Below are 19,873 nucleotides of genomic sequence, written 5' to 3'. Positions count from 1 at the left end.
CAAAATGCTGGACAATCTGCGGCTGGCTTTTAAAATCGGGCCCCTTTGGGTGGCCTGTTGCCTTCCCCCGATTTCGACCCGGCCCGGCCGGTGTGCATGTGAGGTATTTATGACCCAATCCCAACAGCCTTCCGCGAACGCTCCGGCGCCTAGAACCGCGGCCGACTATCAGGCCCAACTCGACGAAAAGCACGCTCGCCTCACCGAGCTGTTTGCCGGCTTCACCCTCCCGGCGCTGGAAGTGCACAGCTCACCGGCGGAGTACTACCGGATGCGCGCCGAATTTCGCATCTGGCACGAGGGGGACGACCTCTTCCACTGCATGTATGCCCCGGCGACCAAAGAAATTATCCGGGTCGACCACTTCCCCACTGCCAGCCGCCTCATCAACCAGCTGATGCCGCTGCTGCTGGAGGGGCTGCGTCCCCATCAGGTGCTGCGTCGCAAGCTGTTCCAGATCGACTACCTCTCCACCCAGTCCGGCCAGATCATCGTCAGCCTGCTCTATCACCGCAAGCTGGAGGCCGAATGGCAACAAGCCGCCGAAGCGCTGCAGGCCGCTCTGCGCGCCAAAGGGTTCGAGCTGCAGCTGATTGGCCGCGCCCACAAGCAGAAGATCTGTCTGGGGGATGACTTCGTCATCGAGCAGCTCAACGTGGCGGGTCGCCAGCTCACCTACAAGCAGGTGGAGAACAGCTTCACCCAGCCCAACGCCGCCATCAACGAGCAGATGCTGGCCTGGGCGCTGGATGTGACCAAAGAGAGCGAAGGGGACCTGCTGGAGCTCTATTGCGGCAACGGCAACTTCTCCATCGCGCTGGCGCAGAACTTCCGCAAGGTGCTGGCCACCGAGATCGCCAAGCCGAGCGTCGACTCCGCCCAGTTCAATATCGCCGCCAATGGCGTCGACAACCTGATCATCCTGCGCATGTCAGCCGAGGAGTTCACCATGGCGATGCGTGGCGAGCGGGAGTTCAACCGCCTCAAGGGGGTCGACCTCAAGAGCTACCAGTGCAACACCATCTTCGTCGACCCGCCCCGCGCCGGTCTCGATGATGCCACCGTCAAGCTGGTGCAGGAGTACGACAACATCCTCTACATCTCCTGCAACCCCGAGACCCTGCAGGCCAACATGGCCGTTCTGGGCGAAACCCACGAGATCGCCCGTTTCGCCCTGTTCGACCAGTTCCCCTGGACCCATCACATGGAAGCCGGGGTCTATCTGCGCCGCAAGGCCGGTTGATTCAGGCAGACAGGAAAACAACAACAGGGCCGGATGGCCCTGTTTTGTTAGTGACTGAACACCGGCCTCACTCCAACCGGAAGTGGCCCACGATCTCCCGCAGCCGGTCGTAGGTCTGCTGCATCGCCGCAGAGCTGGCGACCGTCGCTTCGCCATTGTGGGTCAGCTGGCGGATCACCTCGGCGATGGCGCTCATGTTGCGATTGATCTCTTCGGCCACCGCGCTCTGCTGCTCCGCCGCCGTGGCGATATGGCTGATGAGATCGTTGATCTCCACCACTTCTCCCGCCATCAGGTCCAGCGACTCGTTGACCCTGGTGGTGTTCTCGGCCGCCCCCTGACAGCTCTGCTTGGTATTGCCCATGGCATCCACCACAGTGCGGGTGCCTCGCTGCAGACTGGCCAGCATGGTCTGGATCTCGGCTGTGCTCTGCTGGGTGCGGGCCGCGAGGGAACGCACCTCGTCTGCCACCACCGCAAAGCCACGCCCCTGTTCACCAGCGCGGGCCGCCTCGATGGCGGCGTTGAGGGCCAGCAGGTTGGTCTGTTCGGCAATGCTGCCGATCACCCCCAGCACAGAGCCAATCTGCTGCACATCCTGCTGCATCGCCTCGATGGAGCGAGCAGTGGCTTCCACTTCGTCCACCAGCGCCATCACGCTGACCATCGCCTGATCCACCACCTGACGGGACTGGCTTGCCAGCTGCTGGCTCTGGCCGGTGAGCCGGGCAGTGCTGGCCGCACTCTCGGAGACGGAGACCGCGGTGCGGCTCATCTCGTTGATGGCGGTCACCACCTGCTCGGTCTCGCGTACATGGTCCGCCAGCAGGGACTGGGCGGCGCCGGTCTGACTGGCCAGCCCCTCGATACCGCTGTTGAGCTGGCCGCTCGCCTGTCGCACCTCCCCCATCATCTCCTGCAGCCGCTCGATAAAGCGGTTGATCCCGGCCGAGATCTGGCCCAGATCATCGGTACTGGTCACCGCCAGCCGGCGGGTGAGATCGCCACTGCCGCGAGAGAGCTCCAGCACCAGATCCCGCAGCGAGAGGATAGGGCGATAAGCCACGTTGAGTGCCAGTATGGCAAGCACCATCACCACCACGGCGACACCGAGCAGCGCCATGATGATCTGGCCGTTGAGTGCACGGGTCATCGCCTGGATGTAGTCGAGGTCGATGTAGCCAGTCAGCGTCCAGCTGCTGCCGCGAATATCCAGCTGGTTGGGGCGCGCTTCGCTCTCCCCCTGCGGCTTGCTGTTATAGAGGCTGTTGCCCTGACTGTCGGCCAGCGAGAAGTAGCGGCCATCGCCACTCATCTTCTCCAGCAGGCTTTTGAACTCGCTCATGTCGAGGTAGTAGAGATATGCGGAATCGGCACCGCGCGGCACCAGAATGGTGATGACCGGCTTGCCATCCACCTGTTGCAGCGGGCTGACGGTGATCTGGTTATTGGCGGCGGGGATCAGCTTGCGCAGCGCATCCACTTTGGCGCTGTCGTTGATGACCCCGCTCACGTCGAAGGCCATGTCGCCGATCACCTTGACGATGTTGTGAAAACCGGTCTCTTGCAGGGTCTTCTTGACGTTGGTCACCCCGAAGTTGAGGTTGGCGGCCAACAGGATTTTCTGATTGATGTCGCTGGCCAGCTTCTCTTTGACCAGGGTGATCTGTTCGTTGATGTTGTGGGTGGCCTGAGTGCGAATGTAGCCACTGATGAAGTGGTTGACGCTGAGCCCGGCGGTGCCGATGGTGACCAGAATGGCCAGTAGCAGCAAGAGGTAAATCTTGACCTTGAATGGCATGGGTTCCCTCCAGAAGAGAGGGCTGGCAGCGCCAACCCTCCCTGCCAATCGTTATTTCTTCTTGGCGTACTTCATGGAATCCAATGCCACCGCCAGAATGATGATGCCGCCCTTGATGATGAACTGCCAGTAAGGGCTGACCCCGATATAGGTCAAACCATAGTTGATCAGGGTGAAGATAAGTACGCCGGTGATCACACCCGCGACCGTTCCCACCCCGCCGGCAAACGACACGCCGCCCACCACGCACGCCGCGATGGCATCCAGCTCGTACATGAAGCCGAGGTTGTTGGTGGCGCTACCGATACGGCCTGCTTCCAGCATGCCGCCGAAGGCGTAGAAGACCCCCGCCAGCGCATAGATCATTACCAGATTGACCGCCACATTGACGCCGGAGACCTTGGCTGCCTCGGGGTTGCCGCCGATGGCGAAGATGTTTTTGCCAAAGCGGGTCTTGTTCCACAGCACCCAGACAAAGACGCTGGCGATGGCCGCATAGAAGGTGAGATAGGAGAGTTTGAATCCTCCTATCCGGATAAACCCTTGGGCGAAGCTGGAGAAGCGGGGGTCAAACCCGGCCACCGGCGAAGCCCCTACCGAGTCAAAGTAGAGGGAGTTGATACCGTAGACGATGATCATGGTGCCCAGGGTGGTAATGAACGGGGTAACGTTCAGGTAGGCCACGATCAGACCGTTGACCAGACCAATCAGCGCCCCCACCACACAGACCAGCAGGATCACCGCAGGAATGGGCACCTCCCCCAACGTCGGGAACACCTTGTTGACGTTGGTCAGCGCCTGCAACATGGTTGCCGCGATGAGTGCCGCCAGACCGACCTGACGACCGGCCGAGAGATCCGTCCCCTGAGTGATGATGATGCCCGCCACCCCCAGCGCTATGATGACCCGCACCGAGGACTGGGTCAGGATGTTGCTGAAGTTGGTGAGGCTCAGGAAGGAAGGCTCCTGGATCACGATGACCATGAGCAGCACCAGCAGCACCAGATAGATGGCGTTTTCCTTGAGCGCCTGCATCAGATTGAAATTTTTAGCCGACTCCATAAATGTCTTCCTGTCTCTAGAGGTACAGAGATGCCAGGCGCAGTATCTCGCTCTGGTCAGTTTCTTTGGTATTGACGATCCCGGCGACCCGGCCATTGCTCATCACCATGATGCGGTCGGTGATCCCCAGCAATTCCGGCATCTCTGACGAGATGATGATGATCCCCTTGTCCTTCTTCGCCAGCTCCAGGATGAGCTGGTAGATCTCGAACTTGGCCCCGACGTCTATGCCGCGGGTGGGCTCGTCGAGCATCAGGATCTCCGGCTGGGTCAGCAGCCAGCGACCGATGATCACCTTCTGCTGGTTGCCCCCGGAGAGGGAACCTATCTGGGTCTGCTGGGTCGGCGTCTTGACCCGCATGGAGTCGATCACCCACTGGGTATCGCTCTTCATCTTGTTGTCGCTGAGCAGCCCCATGGAGCCCTTGTAGCTGTCCATGTTGGCGATCAGGGAGTTGAAGGCGATATCGAGCCGGGAGTAGATACCGGTGGAGCGGCGCTCTTCCGTCACCAGCGCAAAGCCGTTGCGGATCGCTTCGTGGGCGTTGTGGTTGGCCACCTCTTTGCCGTGCAGCTTGATGCTGCCCTGACTGCGATCGCGAATACCGAACAGGGTCTCGACGATATCGGTGCGCTTGGCCCCCACCAGTCCGGCGATGCCGAGGATCTCCCCCTTGTGCAGGTTGAAGGTCACATCCTGAATGGAGGGCTGGTTTTTCGCCGTCAGGTGTTCGATCTCGAGGATCACCTCTTTCGGCTGGTTGGTCTTTTCCGGGAAACGCTGGGTCAGTTCACGGCCGACCATCATCCCGATGATCTGATCCATGGTCATGCCCTTGAGCGGCTGGGTTGCCACCCACTGGCCATCCCGCAATATGGTGATCTCGTCACAGAGCTGGAAGATCTCCTCCATCTTGTGAGAGATGTAGACGATGCCGCACCCCTTCTCCTTCAACTTGTTGATGATCTTGAAGAGGTGGTTCACCTCTTTCTCGGTCAGGGAGGAGGTGGGTTCATCCATGATGACGATCTTGGCGTCGTAGGAGAACGCCTTGGCGATCTCGATCATCTGCATCTGGGAGACCGACAGGGTCGCGACCTTCACCTTGGGGTCGATGTCGATATCCAGCTCATCGAAGATGCGCTTGGTGTCGTCATACATCTTGCCGTGGTCGATAAACCACCCCTTGGTGGGGTAGCGGCCGAGCCACATGTTGTCCATCACGGTACGCTGCAGCACCAGGTTGAGCTCCTGATGCACCATGGAGACGCCATTTTCCAGCGCCTCTTTCGAGGAGGTGAAGTTGATCTCCTGCCCCTTGAAGAAGATCTTGCCCTGATCCTTCTCGTAAATGCCGAACAGGCACTTGAGCAGTGTGGATTTTCCCGCTCCGTTCTCGCCCATCAACGCATGCACAGAATGAGGACGGACCCGTAAATTGACATTATCGAGTGCCTTGACGCCGGGAAAGCTCTTACTGACGTCAATCATCTCCAACAGCCATTCTGATTGTTGCTGTGTTGTCATATCAGCCATCACATCTGGTTGAAAAAAGGGCAAGGGGATCTCCCTTGCCCTGGAGGAGGGAATTACTCGAATTGGGACAGGTTGTCTTTATCCACACCGACGTAGGCAACACGTACAACCTTGTCGACGATATTCCACTTGGTGCCTTCACCGGCCGGTTTGCCTTCAGCCAGGTTCTTGGTCAGCTCGAAGGTGGCTTTGGCCTGGTTGGCCGCATCGTTCAGCACGGTACCCGCCATGGCACCGCTCTTGACCATGGCCAGCGCTTCCGGCAGCGCATCGACGCCGAACACCGGAATGGCAGTCTTGCCCTGTGCTTTCAGTGATTCGACTGCGCCCATTGCCATGCCGTCGTTGTTGGCGATGACCACTTCGATCTTGTTGGCGTTGGGGCCGGAGATCCAGGCGTCCATCTTGTCTTTCGCCATGGCGGTATCCCACATACCGGTATCCATATGCAGTTGTTCAGTCTTGACGCCGCCATCGTTCAGGGTCTTGACCACGTAGGAGGTGCGCGCTTCGGCATCCGGGTGGCCCGGCTCCCCTTTCAGCAGCACGAACTGGATCACGCCATCCTTGTTCAGATCCCACTCCGGATGGGCTTTCCAGTGTTTGGCAATCAGCTGACCCTGGATGATCCCTGACTCCTTGGAGTCGGTGCCCACGTAGTAGGCCTTGTCGTAGCTGGCCAGATCGGTAGCGCTTGGCTCCTTGTTGTAGAAGACCACCGGGATATCTTCGCCACGGGCTTTCTCAATCACCACCGGTGCCGCAGCTGGGTCAACCAGGTTGATGGCCAGCGCCTTCACCCCTTTGGCCAGCAGCACGTCGATCTGGTCGTTCTGCTTGGACTGGTCGTTCTGGGAGTCGTTCATCAGCAGTTCCACCCCCGGAGTGGCTGCCGCCTCCTTCTCGATGGCCTTGCGCACGACCGCCATGAAGTTGTCGTCGTACTTGTAGACGGTTACCCCGATACGGGTGTCAGCCTGGGCATTGGCTCCAGCCATCATGCCCATCAGCAGGGCGGCAACTGTGGTCAGTTTTTTCATTATGTGTGCTCCGATGTGTCTATCTGTGTTGTAGGGTGGCGAGCAATTGAGCAAGCGCCAATCAATGTAATCAGTTTGTTGTCATTTCTTCTGTGATCATGACGACAAAATGAAAACGATTACACTCTGTTACATTGAAACTTTGTTTTTATTTTTCAAATACATATAAATTTAAATCAGATTTGAGACTCAATCTTTCCCACAGCATTGAGGCTAGTCGTTACTGGTCTGTTGTCAAAATGGCGCACTGGCCAGGCAGTCCCCTCAATAGCTGGCTTAACGGAGAGTGCAGCCCCAACGGTAACGACGCTCGAGCAGCTGATATTCGGGACGCACGCTCTGGCTCCAGGAGTCATCCCCGCCCACCCCCATGTGGGCGCCATCGAGACAGACCCACAACCCCTCTTCGGCCACCAGATCGCTCTGGTGACGAGCAGCGGCGAGCTGTTGCTGACTGAAGCGGCTGGCACTGAAATGGAAGCAGCCGTTTACTGTCGTGCTACCCAGCTGCAACTGGCGGGTATCGCAGCGCAAGCCGTTGTCGCTCGGGAAGATGTAAGGGGTATGCATGGCCTCCAGCGGCAAACTCCAGCGCCCCAGATCGGCGCCCAGCAGGCGATCCGGATAGTTTTCGTGCGGGCCACGCCCCAGCCATTCGGCTCGCGCTGGCACCTCGGCCAGATGAAGCAGCAGGCCAATCCGCGGCAGCGACGGCAGCACCTGTGCCAGCTCGGTCTCTATCTCGAGGCTCATGGCGCCATCGTCGGTAAAGCGATGATGCCAGTGACTCACCAGCAGCAGCTCATCACGGTGGAAGTAGCCATGACTGACCCGGATATCCCCTCCGGCGACCGCGAGCCCCAGACAGCGGTGCTGCCACTGACCGAGACCACACGCCTGCCAGCGGGCAATCCAGGAGTTGGGGTCAGCGTGATCCGCTTCACTGGTGCCGATGTCGTTGTCGAGCGGCGCCCGGTAGAAGTGATCCATGATCGGCGCCAACAACTGCTCCTGCCCCGATTTTTGCCAACTGGTGATACGGCCGCTCTGCTTGTCGAGCCACCACTGGCTGTTTGCGGCGGTGATCCGCCAGCCATCCGGCTGCTCGCTCAGGGTGGCGGCAGCGACCGGCGCTGGCAGGGCAAGGGGGGTCGGCAGGGTGAACTGCTGACGGGCGACCTTGTGATCCGCCTGCGACCAGGGGGTAGCCTGCGGCTGAACGATGGCAAGATCGAGCCAGGCCAGTGAGCCTGCCGCAAAGGGGGGCAACGCCTCGCTCAGAGTCAACTCGATCACCCCTTGCGGCACCAGCTCAAGGGAAACCTCCCCCTGCTGCTGCACATGGCCGTTCTCACACAACTGCCAGCAAAGCCGCTCGTTATCGGTTTCCCGAAACAGGTATTCGCTCTCGATCCGCACCCGCAGCGGGGTGTGCTCGAGCAGGGCAAAACGGAACGGCTGTTGGGCGCGCTTCGCCTCGCACAGGGCGGGATGGGGGGTGCGATCCGGGAACAGCAGGCCGTTGCAGCAGAACTGGCGATCATTTTGCACATCACCAAAGTCGCCGCCATAGCCCCAGTAGTGGCGACCATCGATGGTGTATTTGTCGAGCCCCTGATCGACCCAATCCCAGACAAACCCGCCTTGCAGACGTGGATGATCGCGAAACGCCTGCCAGTAGTGGGCGTAGCCCCCGAGACTGTTGCCCATGGCGTGGGCATATTCGCAGAGGATCAGCGGCCGGTGCTCGCCGGGCAGGCCGATCCACTTGGCCAGCGCCCACTTGGGCACCGCCGGGAAGGGCTGATCCTGATGGGTTCTGGCATACATGGGGCAGATGATGTCGGTGGCCGGGGTATCGGCCCCGCCCCCCTCGTACTGCACCGGACGGCTCGGATCGCTGCGCTTGATCCAGCCATACATGGCATCGTGGGCCGGGCCGTAACCCGACTCGTTGCCCAGCGACCAGATGATGATGGAGGGGTGGTTGAAATCCCGCGCCACCATGCGGGTCGCCCGCTCCAGAAAGGCATTGCTCCAGGCGGGATCCCGCGCCAGCCGCCCCATCGGAGTCATGCCGTGGGTCTCCAGATTCGCCTCGTCCACCACATAGAGACCGAGCCGATCGCAGAGGCGATAGAAGTCGGGGTGGTTGGGATAGTGGGAGCAGCGCACCGCATTGAAGTTGTGGCGCTTCATCAGCAGCAGATCCCGCTCCATGGTGGCGCGATCGATGGCATAGCCCTTGGCGGGGTGATGCTCGTGACGGTTGGCACCGCGAACAAGCAGCGGCTGACCGTTGACCCGCAGCAGGCCGCCACGGATCTCCACCACCCGAAAGCCCACATCACATGCCTCGCTCTCGATAACCTGGCCCTGTTCGTCCAGCAGGGTCAGGGTCAGGCGATAGAGATGGGGCGTCTCGGCGCTCCACTTGCGCGGCGCAACCACGTCGAGCCAGCACTCGGCGCGATCGTCATACGCCCCTTTTTCATCAATGGTTTGGGTGCCGATCGGCTGGTGCAGGGCCGCGACCCGCTCGCTGCCGTCATAAAGATTGGCCTCCACCGACAGACCGGCCCCATTGGCCACCTGCAGTGCAATCTTGAGACGACCATCCCGATAGCAGGCGTCCAGCTCGGGGGCCACCCGCATATCCATCAGATGGCGGGACGGTTTGTGCAGCAGGCTGACGGAGCGGAAGATCCCCGACAGCCACCACATATCCTGATCTTCCAGATAGGAGCCGTCGGACCAGCGCAGTACCAGCACCGCCAACCGGTTGCGACCGGTGTGCAGATAAGGAGTCAGATCGAACTCGGCGGGCAGGCGGCTGTCCTGGGAGTAACCGACCCAGCGGCCGTTGCAAAAAAGGTGGAAGGCACTGCTCACCCCGTCGAAGATGATCCGGCTCTGGCCGCTTGCCAGCCAGTCGGCGGGCAATTCGAACTCGCGGGAGTAGCAACCGGTGGGGTTCTCTGCCGGCACCCGGGGCGGATCGCAGGGAAAGGGGTACTTGATATTGGTGTAGATGGGGCCATCGGTGAGCGGCCGCGCAGCCGGATAGGCGGCATCCAGCTGCCAGTTGCCCGGCACTGTAATGGGGCAAGCATCCACCAGATCCTGCGCCAGCCAGCTCTCGGGCACCAATTCGGGAGCGGCAAAGAAGGAGAAGCGCCACTCGCCATCGAGCAAGAGACGGGAGGAAGAGGCCAGATCCCCCCTGGCATCCGTTTCGCTGCGCCAGCTAAACATGGGGCTATGGGCAGCCAGCCGGTTTACCGACGTAATGGCCTGAGTCTGCCAATCCTGACGCGCCACTATCTCCCTGAGCATTCACTCTCTCCCTGCTGATTGGAAAACGTATTCAGTCTAGAGAAGTATGACGCAGGGAACGGCGATCTCGCTCACACAGATGTAAACGATTACACTGTTTTTGTTAAGTAAAGCGGAGTAAAAATGATTAAAAATAGGTAAAACAATAACTGTGCAAGAAACGGCCCCGAACAGGGCCGCAAAAGGGGGCTATCCGGCCCGAACCGGTGCCACCGAGTGGCGATTGATCAGGGTGGGGGTATAGATCCTGCTCTGGGTCGCGTCACTCTCCCCCGCCGCCAGCTGAATGGCCAGCTTGGCTGCCTGGGCCGCCATCAGCTCGATGGGATAGCGCATGGTGGAGAGCTTGGGGCGCAAATATCTGGCATAGATGATGTCATCGAAGCCCACCACCGAAACCTCCTCCGGCACTCGCAGGCCGTTGTCCGCCAGCACAGAGATGGCGCCCGCCGCCATGGCATCGTTATAGGCCACCACGGCGGTCACCTTGAGCCCCTTGGCCAGCAGGTTGAGCATGGCGCGCTCGCCCCCCTCCTCGTTCGGCGTGCCGCTCTCGATAAGCTCGGGATCGGCAGCCAGACCAGCCTCCATCAGCCCATCCTGATAACCCTGCAAACGCAAGGTGGCATCCTCGATGGCGTGATCCGAGCTGATAAAGGCGATATGGCGGTGACCCAGTTCGATCAGGTGGCGAGTCGCCGTAGCCGCACCCAACCGGTTGTTGAGGGCGATGCAGCGCCCCTTGAGGGCAGGAATATCACGGTTGATCAGCACCATACCGGGCACCCGCATGGCGTAATCGTAAAGTTCCTCGTCGCTCAGCGCCTTGCTGTGCACCACCAGCGCCTCGCAGCGCTTGCCGATCAGCAGCTCGATCGCTTCACGCTCCTGACGCGCCTTGTGAAAACCGTTACCCATCAGCAGGTGGAGGTTCTGCTCGACGGCGATGCCGGAGACACCCTTCACCAGTGCACCGAAGAAGGGATCGGCCACGTCACCGACCACCACCCCCATGGTGTCGCAAGTCTGGCTCACCAGTGCCCGCGCGTTGGCGTTGGGGGTGTAGCCCAGTTCGGCCATGGCCTTCTGCACCACTTCGCGAGACGCGGCGCTGGCCTTGGGGGAGTTGTTCATCACCCGTGAAACCGTTGCCACTGACACATTGGCCAAACGGGCGACATCCTTGATGGTGCTCATACTGTTTTCACTTATTTCACTGTGCAATAGAGCGCCATTATACCCAGCAAACCCATTGAAAACAGAGGTGAAACGCATATCTGCCGTCAGGATGACCACAGAAACGGTGTAATCGTTTACACTGTTTTGCAAGCAAGCTCACAGTTTGGTCGCCACCCCCTCGGCTAGACTGCTTCCAGACACTTTTCAGTGGAGAGCAAGATGAACGTTCTGGTCACCGGCGGTTGCGGATATATCGGCAGCCACACCTGTCTGGCCCTGCAAGCGGCAGGCATGAATCCCGTGGTGGTCGACAACCTCTGCAACAGCAAGCGCAGCGTATTGACTCGAGTCGCGGCTATCAGCGGCCAACAACCCGTTTTCTATCAAGGGGATATTCGCGATGCCGCCCTGCTGGACCGGATCTTCGCCGAACAGCAGATCGACGCAGTGATCCACTTTGCCGCCCTCAAGGCGGTCGGTGAGTCGACTCGCATTCCACTGGATTACTACGAGAACAACCTCGGCGGCACCCTCACCCTGCTGCAGGCGATGAAACGGGCCGGGGTGCACAATCTGGTGTTCAGCTCTTCGGCGACCGTCTACGGTGATCCCGCCAGCCTGCCGATCCGCGAGGATTTCCCCCGCAGTGCTACCAACCCCTACGGTCGCTCCAAGCTGATCATCGAGGAGATCCTCGAGGATCTGCAGCTGGCCGAGCCCCACTGGAGCATGACCCAGCTGCGCTACTTCAATCCGGTCGGCGCCCACGAATCGGGCACCATGGGTGAAGACCCGCAGGGGATCCCCAACAATCTGATGCCCTATATCACCCAGGTCGCCATCGGCCGTCGCGACTGCCTGTCGGTCTTTGGAAACGATTACCCCACCCCGGACGGCACCGGTGTGCGCGACTACATCCACGTGATGGATCTCGCCGAAGGGCATGTCAAGGCGCTGCAACACTGCGCCGGCAAGGGTGGCGTGCACACCTACAACCTGGGCACCGGCGAGGGCCAGAGCGTGTTGCAGCTGGTCGCCGCTTTCTCTGCTGCCTGTGGCAAGCCGTTGCCATTTCGCATCGAGCCGCGTCGCCCGGGCGACATCGCCGCCTGCTGGGCCGATCCAGCCAAGGCCGAGCGCGAGCTGGGCTGGCGGGCGACCCGCAACATCGACGCCATGTGCGCCGACAGCTGGCGCTGGCAATCCGCTAATCCGAACGGTTACGAAGAGTAGGCCTGCCTGCTCCCCAGCAATAAACGACTTTATTTTTCAATACATTATTCAGGAGAGATGATGTTCAATCCCGTCGATCATCCCCATCGCCGCTTCAACCCGCTGACCGGCCAGTATGTGCTGGTCTCCCCCCACCGGGCCAAGCGCCCCTGGCAGGGACAGATGGAGAAGGTGAGTCAGGCCCCCAAACAGGCACACGATCCCGACTGTTTCCTCTGTGCCGGCAACACCCGGGTCACTGGCGACATCAACCCCGACTACAAGGGCACCTTCGTCTTTACCAACGACTTCGCCGCCCTGATGCAGGATACCCCGGCCGCCGATAGCGCCAGCGATCCCCTGCTGAAACTGGAAGCCGCCCGCGGCACCAGCCGGGTCATCTGCTTCTCGCCGGATCACGGCAAGACCCTGCCCGAGCTGCCGCTGCCCGCCATCGAGGGGGTGATCACCACCTGGATGGATCAGGTCGCCGAGCTGTCGGCCCAGTGGGAATGGGTGCAGGTCTTTGAAAATAAAGGGGCCGTTATGGGCTGCTCCAACCCGCACCCCCACGGCCAGATCTGGGGCAGCGACTTCCTGCCCAACGAGATCGCCCGCGAAGAGCAGCACCAGCGCGACTGGCTGGCCGAGCAGGGCCGCCCCATGCTGCTGGAATATGTCGAGCGGGAGCTGGCGGATCGCTCGCGCATCGTGGTGGAGACCGAGCACTGGCTCGCCATAGTTCCCTTCTGGGCCGCCTGGCCGTTCGAAACCCTGCTGCTGCCCAAGGCGCACGTCCCCTCCATGCTCAACCTGACCCAGGCCCAGCAACAGGATCTGGCAGTGGCGCTCAAGGAGCTCACCAGCCGCTACGACAACCTGTTCGAGTGCAGCTTCCCCTACTCCATGGGTTGGCACTTTGCCCCGCCCAAATCGGATTGCCCCGAGGCGTGGCAGTTGCATGCCCACTTCTATCCGCCGCTGCTGCGCTCCGCCACCGTGCGCAAATTTATGGTGGGCTTCGAGATGCTGGCCGAAACCCAGCGTGACCTTACCCCCGAGCAGGCTGCCGAGCGGCTGCGCGCTCTGAGCCCCATTCACTACAACCAGACCAGTCACACCAATGAGGAGGCCCTATGACCCCCAGCCAACGCGTCAGCACCGTTTTTGCCGAGCAATTTGCCAAAGCGCCCGATCTGCTGGTGCGCGCCCCCGGCCGCGTCAACCTCATCGGTGAACATACCGACTACAACGACGGCTTCGTGCTGCCTTGCGCCATCGACTACGAGACCTGCGTCGCCATTGGCCTGCGCGATGACCGGCAAGTGCAGGTGATCGCCGCCGACTACGACAACCAGCGCGACCAGTTCGACCTCGACCAGCCCATCGAGCACCACCCGAGCCAACGCTGGAGCGACTACATCCGCGGCGTGGTGAAGTATCTGCAGGAGCGCGGTTATGCCCTGCGCGGCCTCGATCTGGTGGTCTCCGGCAACGTACCGCAGGGGGCGGGGCTCTCCTCCTCTGCCTCGCTGGAAGTGGCCATCGGTCAGGCCTTCAAGGAGGCGCTGGGGCTCGACATCAGCCAGGCCGAGATCGCCCTCAACGGTCAGCAGGCGGAGAACAAGTTCGTCGGCTGCAACTGCGGCATCATGGATCAGATGATCTCCGCCAGCGGCAAAACAGACCACGCCCTGCTGCTCGACTGTCGCTCGCTGGAGACCCGCCTCATCCCCATGCCCACCGATCTGGCGGTGCTGATCGTCAACTCCAATGTGCGCCGGGGTCTGGTGGATAGCGAATACAACACCCGCCGCCAGCAGTGCGAAGCGGCCGCCCGCCACTACGGGGTCAAGGCGCTGCGCGATCTCGATCTGACCGGACTGGAAGCGGGCAAGGCCGGGCTGGATGAGGCCTGCTATCGTCGTGCTCGCCACATCGTTGGGGAAAATGCCCGCACTCTAGCGGCCGCCGATGCACTGGCGAGCCACGATCTGACCCGACTCGGCGAGCTGATGGCCGAATCACACGCCGCCATGCGCGACGACTTCGAGATCACAGTACCCGCCATCGATGGTCTGGTGGAGATCATCAAGGCTAAAATCGGCACAGATGGCGGCGTGCGGATGACCGGCGGCGGCTTCGGTGGCTGTGTAGTCGCCCTGCTGCGCCCGGAGAAAGTGGCCGAGGTGATTGCCGCCGTCGAGGCGGAGTATCCGGCCATCTCGGGCCTCAAGGCCGACTGCTACGTCTGCTCTGCCAGCGCCGGTGCAGGGGGCATCGCATGAAAGAGTTCCATCTGCAAAATGCAGCCGGCCTGCGGTTGAGCGTACTCGATTTCGGGGCAACGCTCACCGCCCTCGAGATCCCGGTCAATGGCATCTATCGCAATGTGCTGCTGGCTTGTGATCCGCTGGATTACCCCAATCAACGCTCTTATTTGGGGGCGATAGTAGGACGTTTTGCCAATCGTATCGGCAACGGCCGCCTAGAGCGAGCAGGGCAAGAGTGGCAACTAGACGCCAACGAGGGCACCACCTGCCTGCACGGGGGCTGTGACTCTCTGCACAACCGGGAGTGGCAACTGGACGGGCTGGCGGAAGATCGCATCCGTCTGCAAACTCGGCTGGCCGATGGCGAACAGGGTTTCCCTGGTAATCTGGACGTCACCGTAGAATACCGGCTGGAACAGACCGATCTGGTGATCGAGCTGAGCGCCACCACAGATGCTCCGACCCCGGTCAATCTCACCAGCCATGCCTATTTCAACCTGGATGGTGGTGATGTGCGTGATCACCACATCATCATTAATGCAGACCGCTATCTGCCAACCGATGAACACTCGCTGCCGCTTGGCATTGCGCCGGTCGAAGGAGTATTCGATCTACGCCATGGCAAGCGGGTCGGAGAACAGTGGATGGCCCATGCGCAGCAAAAAAAATGTCTGGGATTCGACCACTGTTTCTTGTTTGTTGATGCCTCGCCCTCACCACAAGCCACCCTGATGGCAGGGGATGGCAGCCTGTGTATGGAGATGTACACCAATCAGCCAGGCGTCCAGCTCTACACCGGCAACTGGTTGGCTGGCACCCCAAAACGCGGGGGGGGACATTGGGGCAACTATCAGGGGCTCTGCCTGGAAGCACAGCAAGTGCCAGATAGTCCGAACCGTCCAGAATTAGGTAACCCATGGTTGGAGCCAGGAGAACGCTATCAGCACATAACCCGTTATCGGCTCATTCCGGTTATGGCTTGACCCACTGAAGGGGCGCGTCAAGGCGCCCCTTTGTCGCATCTCTCCCGCCCGGCTTATTCAACACAACCAAGAAAGAAGCATGCTACGGCTTGGCATCATTACGATATCAGCCACCGCGTGCAGTGCTGATGGGTGTATGGCTTTCAGAGTGACGTTGACCTGCTCGTGTCGGGTAAAGTCATTGAGTACCCATTTACATTCTTACCGCCAACCACACAACTTGGCAGGCATGACGGGAACATATGGGCACGCCCTGTGGCATAAGGAACCACTACGCAACAGGTTTTCGAGAGAGGATCAAATTTTGTTAACTGGCTGACCCTTGGTCGAGGCACGGATCAGCAACTCCCCTTCCAGCTTCATCAGTAAAGCGATGGGCTTCTCTCCTTGGGCCAGTTGCAACAAGGTGTCCACCGCCAGTTTACCCATCTCGTCGTAAGGTAGTTCGATAGAACTCAAAGGGGGCTCCATTTCGCAGGCCAGCATCTGGTTATCATGGCCCGCCACCAGAATGTCTTCCGGGATGCGCAATCCCGCCTCGGCTATCGCCTGGTAACAACCCTGAGCCATGTAATCACTGCAACAAAAGATACCATCAGGCGGCTGAGGCAGCGCCAGCAGTTGCCGAGTCTGTTCATAAGCCTCATGTAGCGACCAGTTGCCCACACGCACCCATTGTGGATCCGGTATCAAATCGTGATTGATCAACGCCTGACGATACCCCTCCAGCCGCAGACTATTTGCCTCCATCCATGGCTCCCCCTGAATAAGAGCCACTCGTTTGCAGCCTTGCTCCAACAGGTGCGCCGTCACCTTGTAACCCGCCAGCTTATCAGCAGGCAGGATGGAATAACTCTCGGACGAGCCACTGCCCTCCAGGTAGCAGTTGAGCAAAACGGTAGGCACCTGCGGGGAGAGCTCCATCTCGGCAAGTTGTCGTGTCATGGAAGAGGCAAAAATCATCCCCAGATAATCCCCCTGATTGATCTCCTGCTCGATCAACTTGGTGAGCTCCGCGCTGTTGCGATAATCGAATGTAACCAGCATGCGATCTGCCTCCCAAGCGCGTTCATTGCAGGCATTGATCGCATCCAGAAAAGGGTCATATGGAGTCAGACCATTGAAAACAAAAGCTATTTTTCTAGCAGATGGTCCCTTGGGTAGATGTTCAGCTCGCTTATGCTGGTAACCCAGTTCGGCCGCTTTTTCAAGCACTCTACGCCGCGTTTCCTCCGCCAGTTTGATGGTGGTTGAACCATTGAGCACCAGTGAAACCGTTGATTGGGAGACACCTGCAGCTGCTGCGATGGCGCTCATGGTGATGCGTTTACTATTCATTGATATGGCCATAGTTTGAGCAGTACCGCCCAGATAATAATATTAATTATTTATCTTTTATCATGACTCATGATTACGGACATGAGCAAGCAGCACAACAGCCCACAAGGACGATAGAGGGTTTTCGGTTATCGTCCCGAGTACAGATGGCTCGCCAGCTATGCCTGTTAACCCCCTAAATTTGTTCATTTTGTGACTAATCCCTGAATTCTATCCTTCATGATTTGCAACTAAAGATATTAGCTAATATTAATTGCTGTAAGCTTAAATAATTAGTTGCAAGGATATCCGATGGCGATACAACAGTGGTCAACAGAACGAGCTTGGCAATGGTGGAACAAACAACCTTGGCTATTGGGCTTCAACTATCTCCCCCGCACAGCGGTCAACTGGACCGAAATGTGGCAGGGAGAAACCTTCGACCCAGTCACCATTGACCAGGAACTGGGTTGGGCCAACAAACTGGGCTACAACACCCTGCGAACCAATCTGCCCTTTATCGTCTGGCAGCATGATCGGGATGGCCTGCTCGCGCGCATTGAGCAGTTCCTTGGCCTGTGTAGCAAGCACAATATCCGCGTGATGATGACCTTGATGGATGACTGTGGCTTCTCCGGCGATCACCCCTATCTGGGCCGCCAGCAACCACCTCGGGAAGATGTACACAATAGCCAGGCGGCGGCCAGTCCCGGTCGGAATGTCGTCATTGACCCGACCCAATGGCGCGAAGTGGAACACTATATTCGCGACCTGATACGTACATTTGCACAGGATGAGCGGATCTTTATCTGGGATCTGTACAATGAGCCGACCAACCGGGGCATCTTTTCGGAAGGCGATGTCGAGGTGCGTTTCGATGAGTCGCTGGAGACATATGCCCACTATCTGATGGAGTTGGCTTTTGTCTGGGCCCGAGAAGAGAACCCCTCCCAGCCACTCACCGTCGGCGCGTGGCATGCACCCTACAGCATCGGTCAGGGGGATTCGGAATTTACTCCGGAAAACACCTTTACTCATCCGACCGACCTGCGCGCTATGGAGCTATCGGATGTCATCACTTTCCACTCCTATCAGCGTATGGAGGGGCTGAAAATCTCTCTGGATGTGGTCAGCAAATATCGCCGCCCGCTCCTCTGCACAGAGTGGCTGGCCAGGCATGTCGGCAGCGTGATGGAACAACAACTGCCACTCTTCAAAGAGTTAAAAATAGGTGCCTATCAATGGGGTCTGGTAAAAGGGAAGACGCAAACTCACTTGCCATGGCCTTTCGTTCGCAATATCGACCCCGATTTCCGCAGGGTCTGGTTTCACGACCTGCTGGAGGAGGATGGTACCCCCTACTCTGCCAGTGAAATAGAACTGCTCCGCACATTGACCCGTTCATAACGCAAAAGAGGACGCCACCCTAGTGGCGCCCCTCACAACACATTCATGTTGGGAAAGGTTGGCAGATGACAGATCAAAAGATACACAATAGAGAGCTGGTGGGATATTTCAGCTATGCCGTCGGGCAATGCCTCAGTTTCGGCCTGGTGGGATCATTTATCCTCTATTTTTACACCGATATCCTTGGAATATCGCCCGCTGCAGCTGGGGCTATTTTCCTCATTGCCAGAGTATGGGATGCCATCAACGATCCTATTATCGCTGGTTATATGGACACTCTTAATTTCAAACGTGGCAAATTCACGCCATATATGCTTTTCGTTCCCTTCTTGATTGCCGGGATCACCTCTCTCAGCTTCATTGGCATGGATTTACCCATGACCACCAAGGTAGCTTATGCAGCAGTCACCTATATCGCGTGGGGGATGATATACACCTTGTCTGATGTACCTTTCTGGACCATGTCATCGGTCATGAGCCAAGAGCCACAGGAGCGAGCCAAGGCCGTAACCGTCGCCATGTTGGGCGTCAATATCGGCATTGGCAGTGCTTCCATCATATTCCCGAAGCTCACCGAACTGTTTGCTGCAACCAGCAGCACCAAGGGCTACATGGAAGGTGCCATCTGCCTGATGCTGATCGCCCTGCCACTGATGGTGCTCGGAGCAAGCCAGATGAAAGAGCGCATCAAGCCCAATCCGAATGACAAGATCACCATTAGGGACTCTTTCCGCGTCCTGCGTTCCAACAAACCGTTGGCGTATGTACTTGGCGCCTTCTTCTGTAACGTGTTCTTTAATCTGGCCACCGGGCTCTACATTTTCTTCTTCACCTACAACATGGGTGATGCCGGGCTGCTCTCGGTGATGGGCTCTATCGGTGTGGCAACCTCTATGGCCTGTATGCTGATGCCGATATTGACCAGCAAGCTCAGGAAACGTGATCTCTTCCTGCTACTCACTCTGCTGGAGATTGCATTACGCATCGGTTTCTATACGACAGGCTACGACAGTCTGATAATGGTGTTCGGCTTCCTCGCCTTGATCCATGCGGCCAACGTCATCACCAATCCGCTTATCTCGGCCATGTTGAGTGAGACCATCGAATATGCAGAACTAAAGTCTGGCCGCCGTTGCGCTGCCATCGCGTTCTCGGGGCAGACCTTTACCGGCAAACTGGCTTGGGCCATCGCAGGTGGTATTTCCGGTACCCTGCTGATCTGGCTTGGCTATCAACCGAATGCGGCACAGACTCAGGCTACGATGGACGGACTATTTATCTGTATATCACTTGTGCCGATATTGGGTAGCATATTACGGGTGATGATCATGACCCGCTACAATTTCACCGAAGATAAGCACGCCAAAGTACGTCATGCTCTAAATAAATGGCGATCCATTTCGTCTCTTTAACATAAAAAAATGAATGCTTTACCATAAAATATACGCCAGTCGAATTGAGCGCCTCTATCCATTCAACTTGA

The 19,873-nt window shown here is 58.8% G+C and carries 14 protein-coding genes; 7 read left to right on the top strand and 7 right to left on the bottom strand.

Features of this window, described 5'->3' with window-relative positions; all coding sequences use genetic code 11:
* Positions 1 to 109 precede the first annotated feature (109 nt).
* Positions 110 to 1,243, top strand: coding sequence for a tRNA (uridine(54)-C5)-methyltransferase TrmA (trmA, locus tag G5137_RS10410; protein ID WP_421209209.1), 1,134 nt, complete (start codon positions 110 to 112; stop codon positions 1,241 to 1,243).
* 67 nt (positions 1,244 to 1,310) lie between these two features.
* Here trmA and G5137_RS10405 read toward each other — a convergent pair whose 3' ends face one another.
* The 6 genes from G5137_RS10405 to G5137_RS10380 form a co-directional block, all read right to left on the bottom strand.
* A complete protein-coding gene (locus G5137_RS10405) occupies positions 1,311 to 3,044 on the bottom strand; it encodes a methyl-accepting chemotaxis protein (RefSeq protein ID WP_368208602.1) in 1,734 nt (577 codons plus the stop codon).
* 51 nt (positions 3,045 to 3,095) lie between these two features.
* A complete protein-coding gene (mglC, locus tag G5137_RS10400) occupies positions 3,096 to 4,106 on the bottom strand; it encodes a galactose/methyl galactoside ABC transporter permease MglC (RefSeq protein ID WP_005342585.1) in 1,011 nt (336 codons plus the stop codon).
* A gap of 16 nt (positions 4,107 to 4,122) precedes the next feature.
* A complete protein-coding gene (gene mglA / locus G5137_RS10395; protein WP_041234376.1) occupies positions 4,123 to 5,643 on the bottom strand; it encodes a galactose/methyl galactoside ABC transporter ATP-binding protein MglA in 1,521 nt (506 codons plus the stop codon).
* A 53-nt stretch (positions 5,644 to 5,696) separates the two neighbouring features.
* Entirely contained in the window at positions 5,697 to 6,683 is a 987-nt protein-coding gene (gene mglB / locus G5137_RS10390) for a galactose/glucose ABC transporter substrate-binding protein MglB (RefSeq protein ID WP_005340747.1), read from the bottom strand.
* Between the two features lie 276 nt (positions 6,684 to 6,959).
* Complete coding sequence (locus G5137_RS10385; RefSeq protein ID WP_421255347.1) at positions 6,960 to 10,019, bottom strand: beta-galactosidase; 3,060 nt, start codon at positions 10,017 to 10,019, stop codon at positions 6,960 to 6,962.
* 189 nt (positions 10,020 to 10,208) lie between these two features.
* Positions 10,209 to 11,216: a substrate-binding domain-containing protein gene (locus tag G5137_RS10380; RefSeq protein WP_041915397.1), complete on the bottom strand. Its 1,008-nt coding sequence runs from the start codon at positions 11,214 to 11,216 to the stop codon at positions 10,209 to 10,211.
* A gap of 201 nt (positions 11,217 to 11,417) precedes the next feature.
* On the opposite strand from G5137_RS10380, the gene galE reads away from it, so the two are divergent.
* From galE to G5137_RS10360, 4 genes are read left to right on the top strand one after another with little or no spacing between them, the layout of a single operon-like run.
* Positions 11,418 to 12,431 (top strand): UDP-glucose 4-epimerase GalE, encoded by a 1,014-nt coding sequence (galE, locus tag G5137_RS10375; RefSeq protein ID WP_421255346.1) that lies wholly within the window; start codon positions 11,418 to 11,420, stop codon positions 12,429 to 12,431.
* Between the two features lie 60 nt (positions 12,432 to 12,491).
* Positions 12,492 to 13,550, top strand: coding sequence for a UDP-glucose--hexose-1-phosphate uridylyltransferase (locus G5137_RS10370; RefSeq protein WP_421255345.1), 1,059 nt, complete (start codon positions 12,492 to 12,494; stop codon positions 13,548 to 13,550).
* Positions 13,547 to 14,698, top strand: a complete 1,152-nt coding sequence (gene galK / locus G5137_RS10365; RefSeq protein WP_421255344.1) for a galactokinase — start codon at positions 13,547 to 13,549, stop codon at positions 14,696 to 14,698. The genes G5137_RS10370 and galK overlap by 4 nt, the downstream gene beginning before the upstream one ends.
* Complete coding sequence (locus G5137_RS10360; protein ID WP_323913392.1) at positions 14,695 to 15,666, top strand: galactose-1-epimerase; 972 nt, start codon at positions 14,695 to 14,697, stop codon at positions 15,664 to 15,666. Before galK ends, G5137_RS10360 begins: the two co-directional genes overlap by 4 nt.
* A gap of 297 nt (positions 15,667 to 15,963) precedes the next feature.
* On the opposite strand, the gene G5137_RS10355 is transcribed toward G5137_RS10360, so the two are convergent.
* Entirely contained in the window at positions 15,964 to 17,004 is a 1,041-nt protein-coding gene (locus G5137_RS10355) for a LacI family DNA-binding transcriptional regulator (protein WP_216949955.1), read from the bottom strand.
* Between the two features lie 291 nt (positions 17,005 to 17,295).
* Here G5137_RS10355 and G5137_RS10350 point away from each other — a divergent pair, with 291 nt between their 5' ends.
* Both G5137_RS10350 and G5137_RS10345 read left to right on the top strand, forming a co-directional pair.
* A complete protein-coding gene (locus G5137_RS10350) occupies positions 17,296 to 18,390 on the top strand; it encodes a cellulase family glycosylhydrolase (RefSeq protein WP_139408884.1) in 1,095 nt (364 codons plus the stop codon).
* Between the two features lie 65 nt (positions 18,391 to 18,455).
* On the top strand, positions 18,456 to 19,802 hold the full coding sequence (locus G5137_RS10345; protein ID WP_216952636.1) for an MFS transporter: 1,347 nt from the start codon (positions 18,456 to 18,458) through the stop codon (positions 19,800 to 19,802).
* Positions 19,803 to 19,873: the final 71 nt, after the last annotated feature.

It is taken from the genome of Aeromonas sp. 600282 (assembly GCF_049175755.1).
GTDB lineage: Bacteria > Pseudomonadota > Gammaproteobacteria > Enterobacterales > Aeromonadaceae > Aeromonas > Aeromonas veronii_A.
This window is presented reverse-complemented; position numbering and strand designations above follow the sequence as displayed.

Excerpts from the sequence above, each read along its gene's own strand:
- trmA (WP_421209209.1), top strand. The coding sequence starts at position 110 with ATGACCCAATCCCAACAGCCTTCCGCGAACGCTCCGGCGCCTAGAACC.
- G5137_RS10405 (WP_368208602.1), bottom strand. The coding sequence starts at position 3,044 with ATGCCATTCAAGGTCAAGATTTACCTCTTGCTGCTACTGGCCATTCTG.
- mglC (WP_005342585.1), bottom strand. The coding sequence starts at position 4,106 with ATGGAGTCGGCTAAAAATTTCAATCTGATGCAGGCGCTCAAGGAAAAC.
- mglA (WP_041234376.1), bottom strand. The coding sequence starts at position 5,643 with ATGGCTGATATGACAACACAGCAACAATCAGAATGGCTGTTGGAGATG.
- mglB (WP_005340747.1), bottom strand. The coding sequence starts at position 6,683 with ATGAAAAAACTGACCACAGTTGCCGCCCTGCTGATGGGCATGATGGCT.
- G5137_RS10385 (WP_421255347.1), bottom strand. The coding sequence starts at position 10,019 with ATGCTCAGGGAGATAGTGGCGCGTCAGGATTGGCAGACTCAGGCCATT.
- G5137_RS10380 (WP_041915397.1), bottom strand. The coding sequence starts at position 11,216 with ATGAGCACCATCAAGGATGTCGCCCGTTTGGCCAATGTGTCAGTGGCA.
- galE (WP_421255346.1), top strand. The coding sequence starts at position 11,418 with ATGAACGTTCTGGTCACCGGCGGTTGCGGATATATCGGCAGCCACACC.
- G5137_RS10370 (WP_421255345.1), top strand. The coding sequence starts at position 12,492 with ATGTTCAATCCCGTCGATCATCCCCATCGCCGCTTCAACCCGCTGACC.
- galK (WP_421255344.1), top strand. The coding sequence starts at position 13,547 with ATGACCCCCAGCCAACGCGTCAGCACCGTTTTTGCCGAGCAATTTGCC.
- G5137_RS10360 (WP_323913392.1), top strand. The coding sequence starts at position 14,695 with ATGAAAGAGTTCCATCTGCAAAATGCAGCCGGCCTGCGGTTGAGCGTA.
- G5137_RS10355 (WP_216949955.1), bottom strand. The coding sequence starts at position 17,004 with ATGAATAGTAAACGCATCACCATGAGCGCCATCGCAGCAGCTGCAGGT.
- G5137_RS10350 (WP_139408884.1), top strand. The coding sequence starts at position 17,296 with ATGGCGATACAACAGTGGTCAACAGAACGAGCTTGGCAATGGTGGAAC.
- G5137_RS10345 (WP_216952636.1), top strand. The coding sequence starts at position 18,456 with ATGACAGATCAAAAGATACACAATAGAGAGCTGGTGGGATATTTCAGC.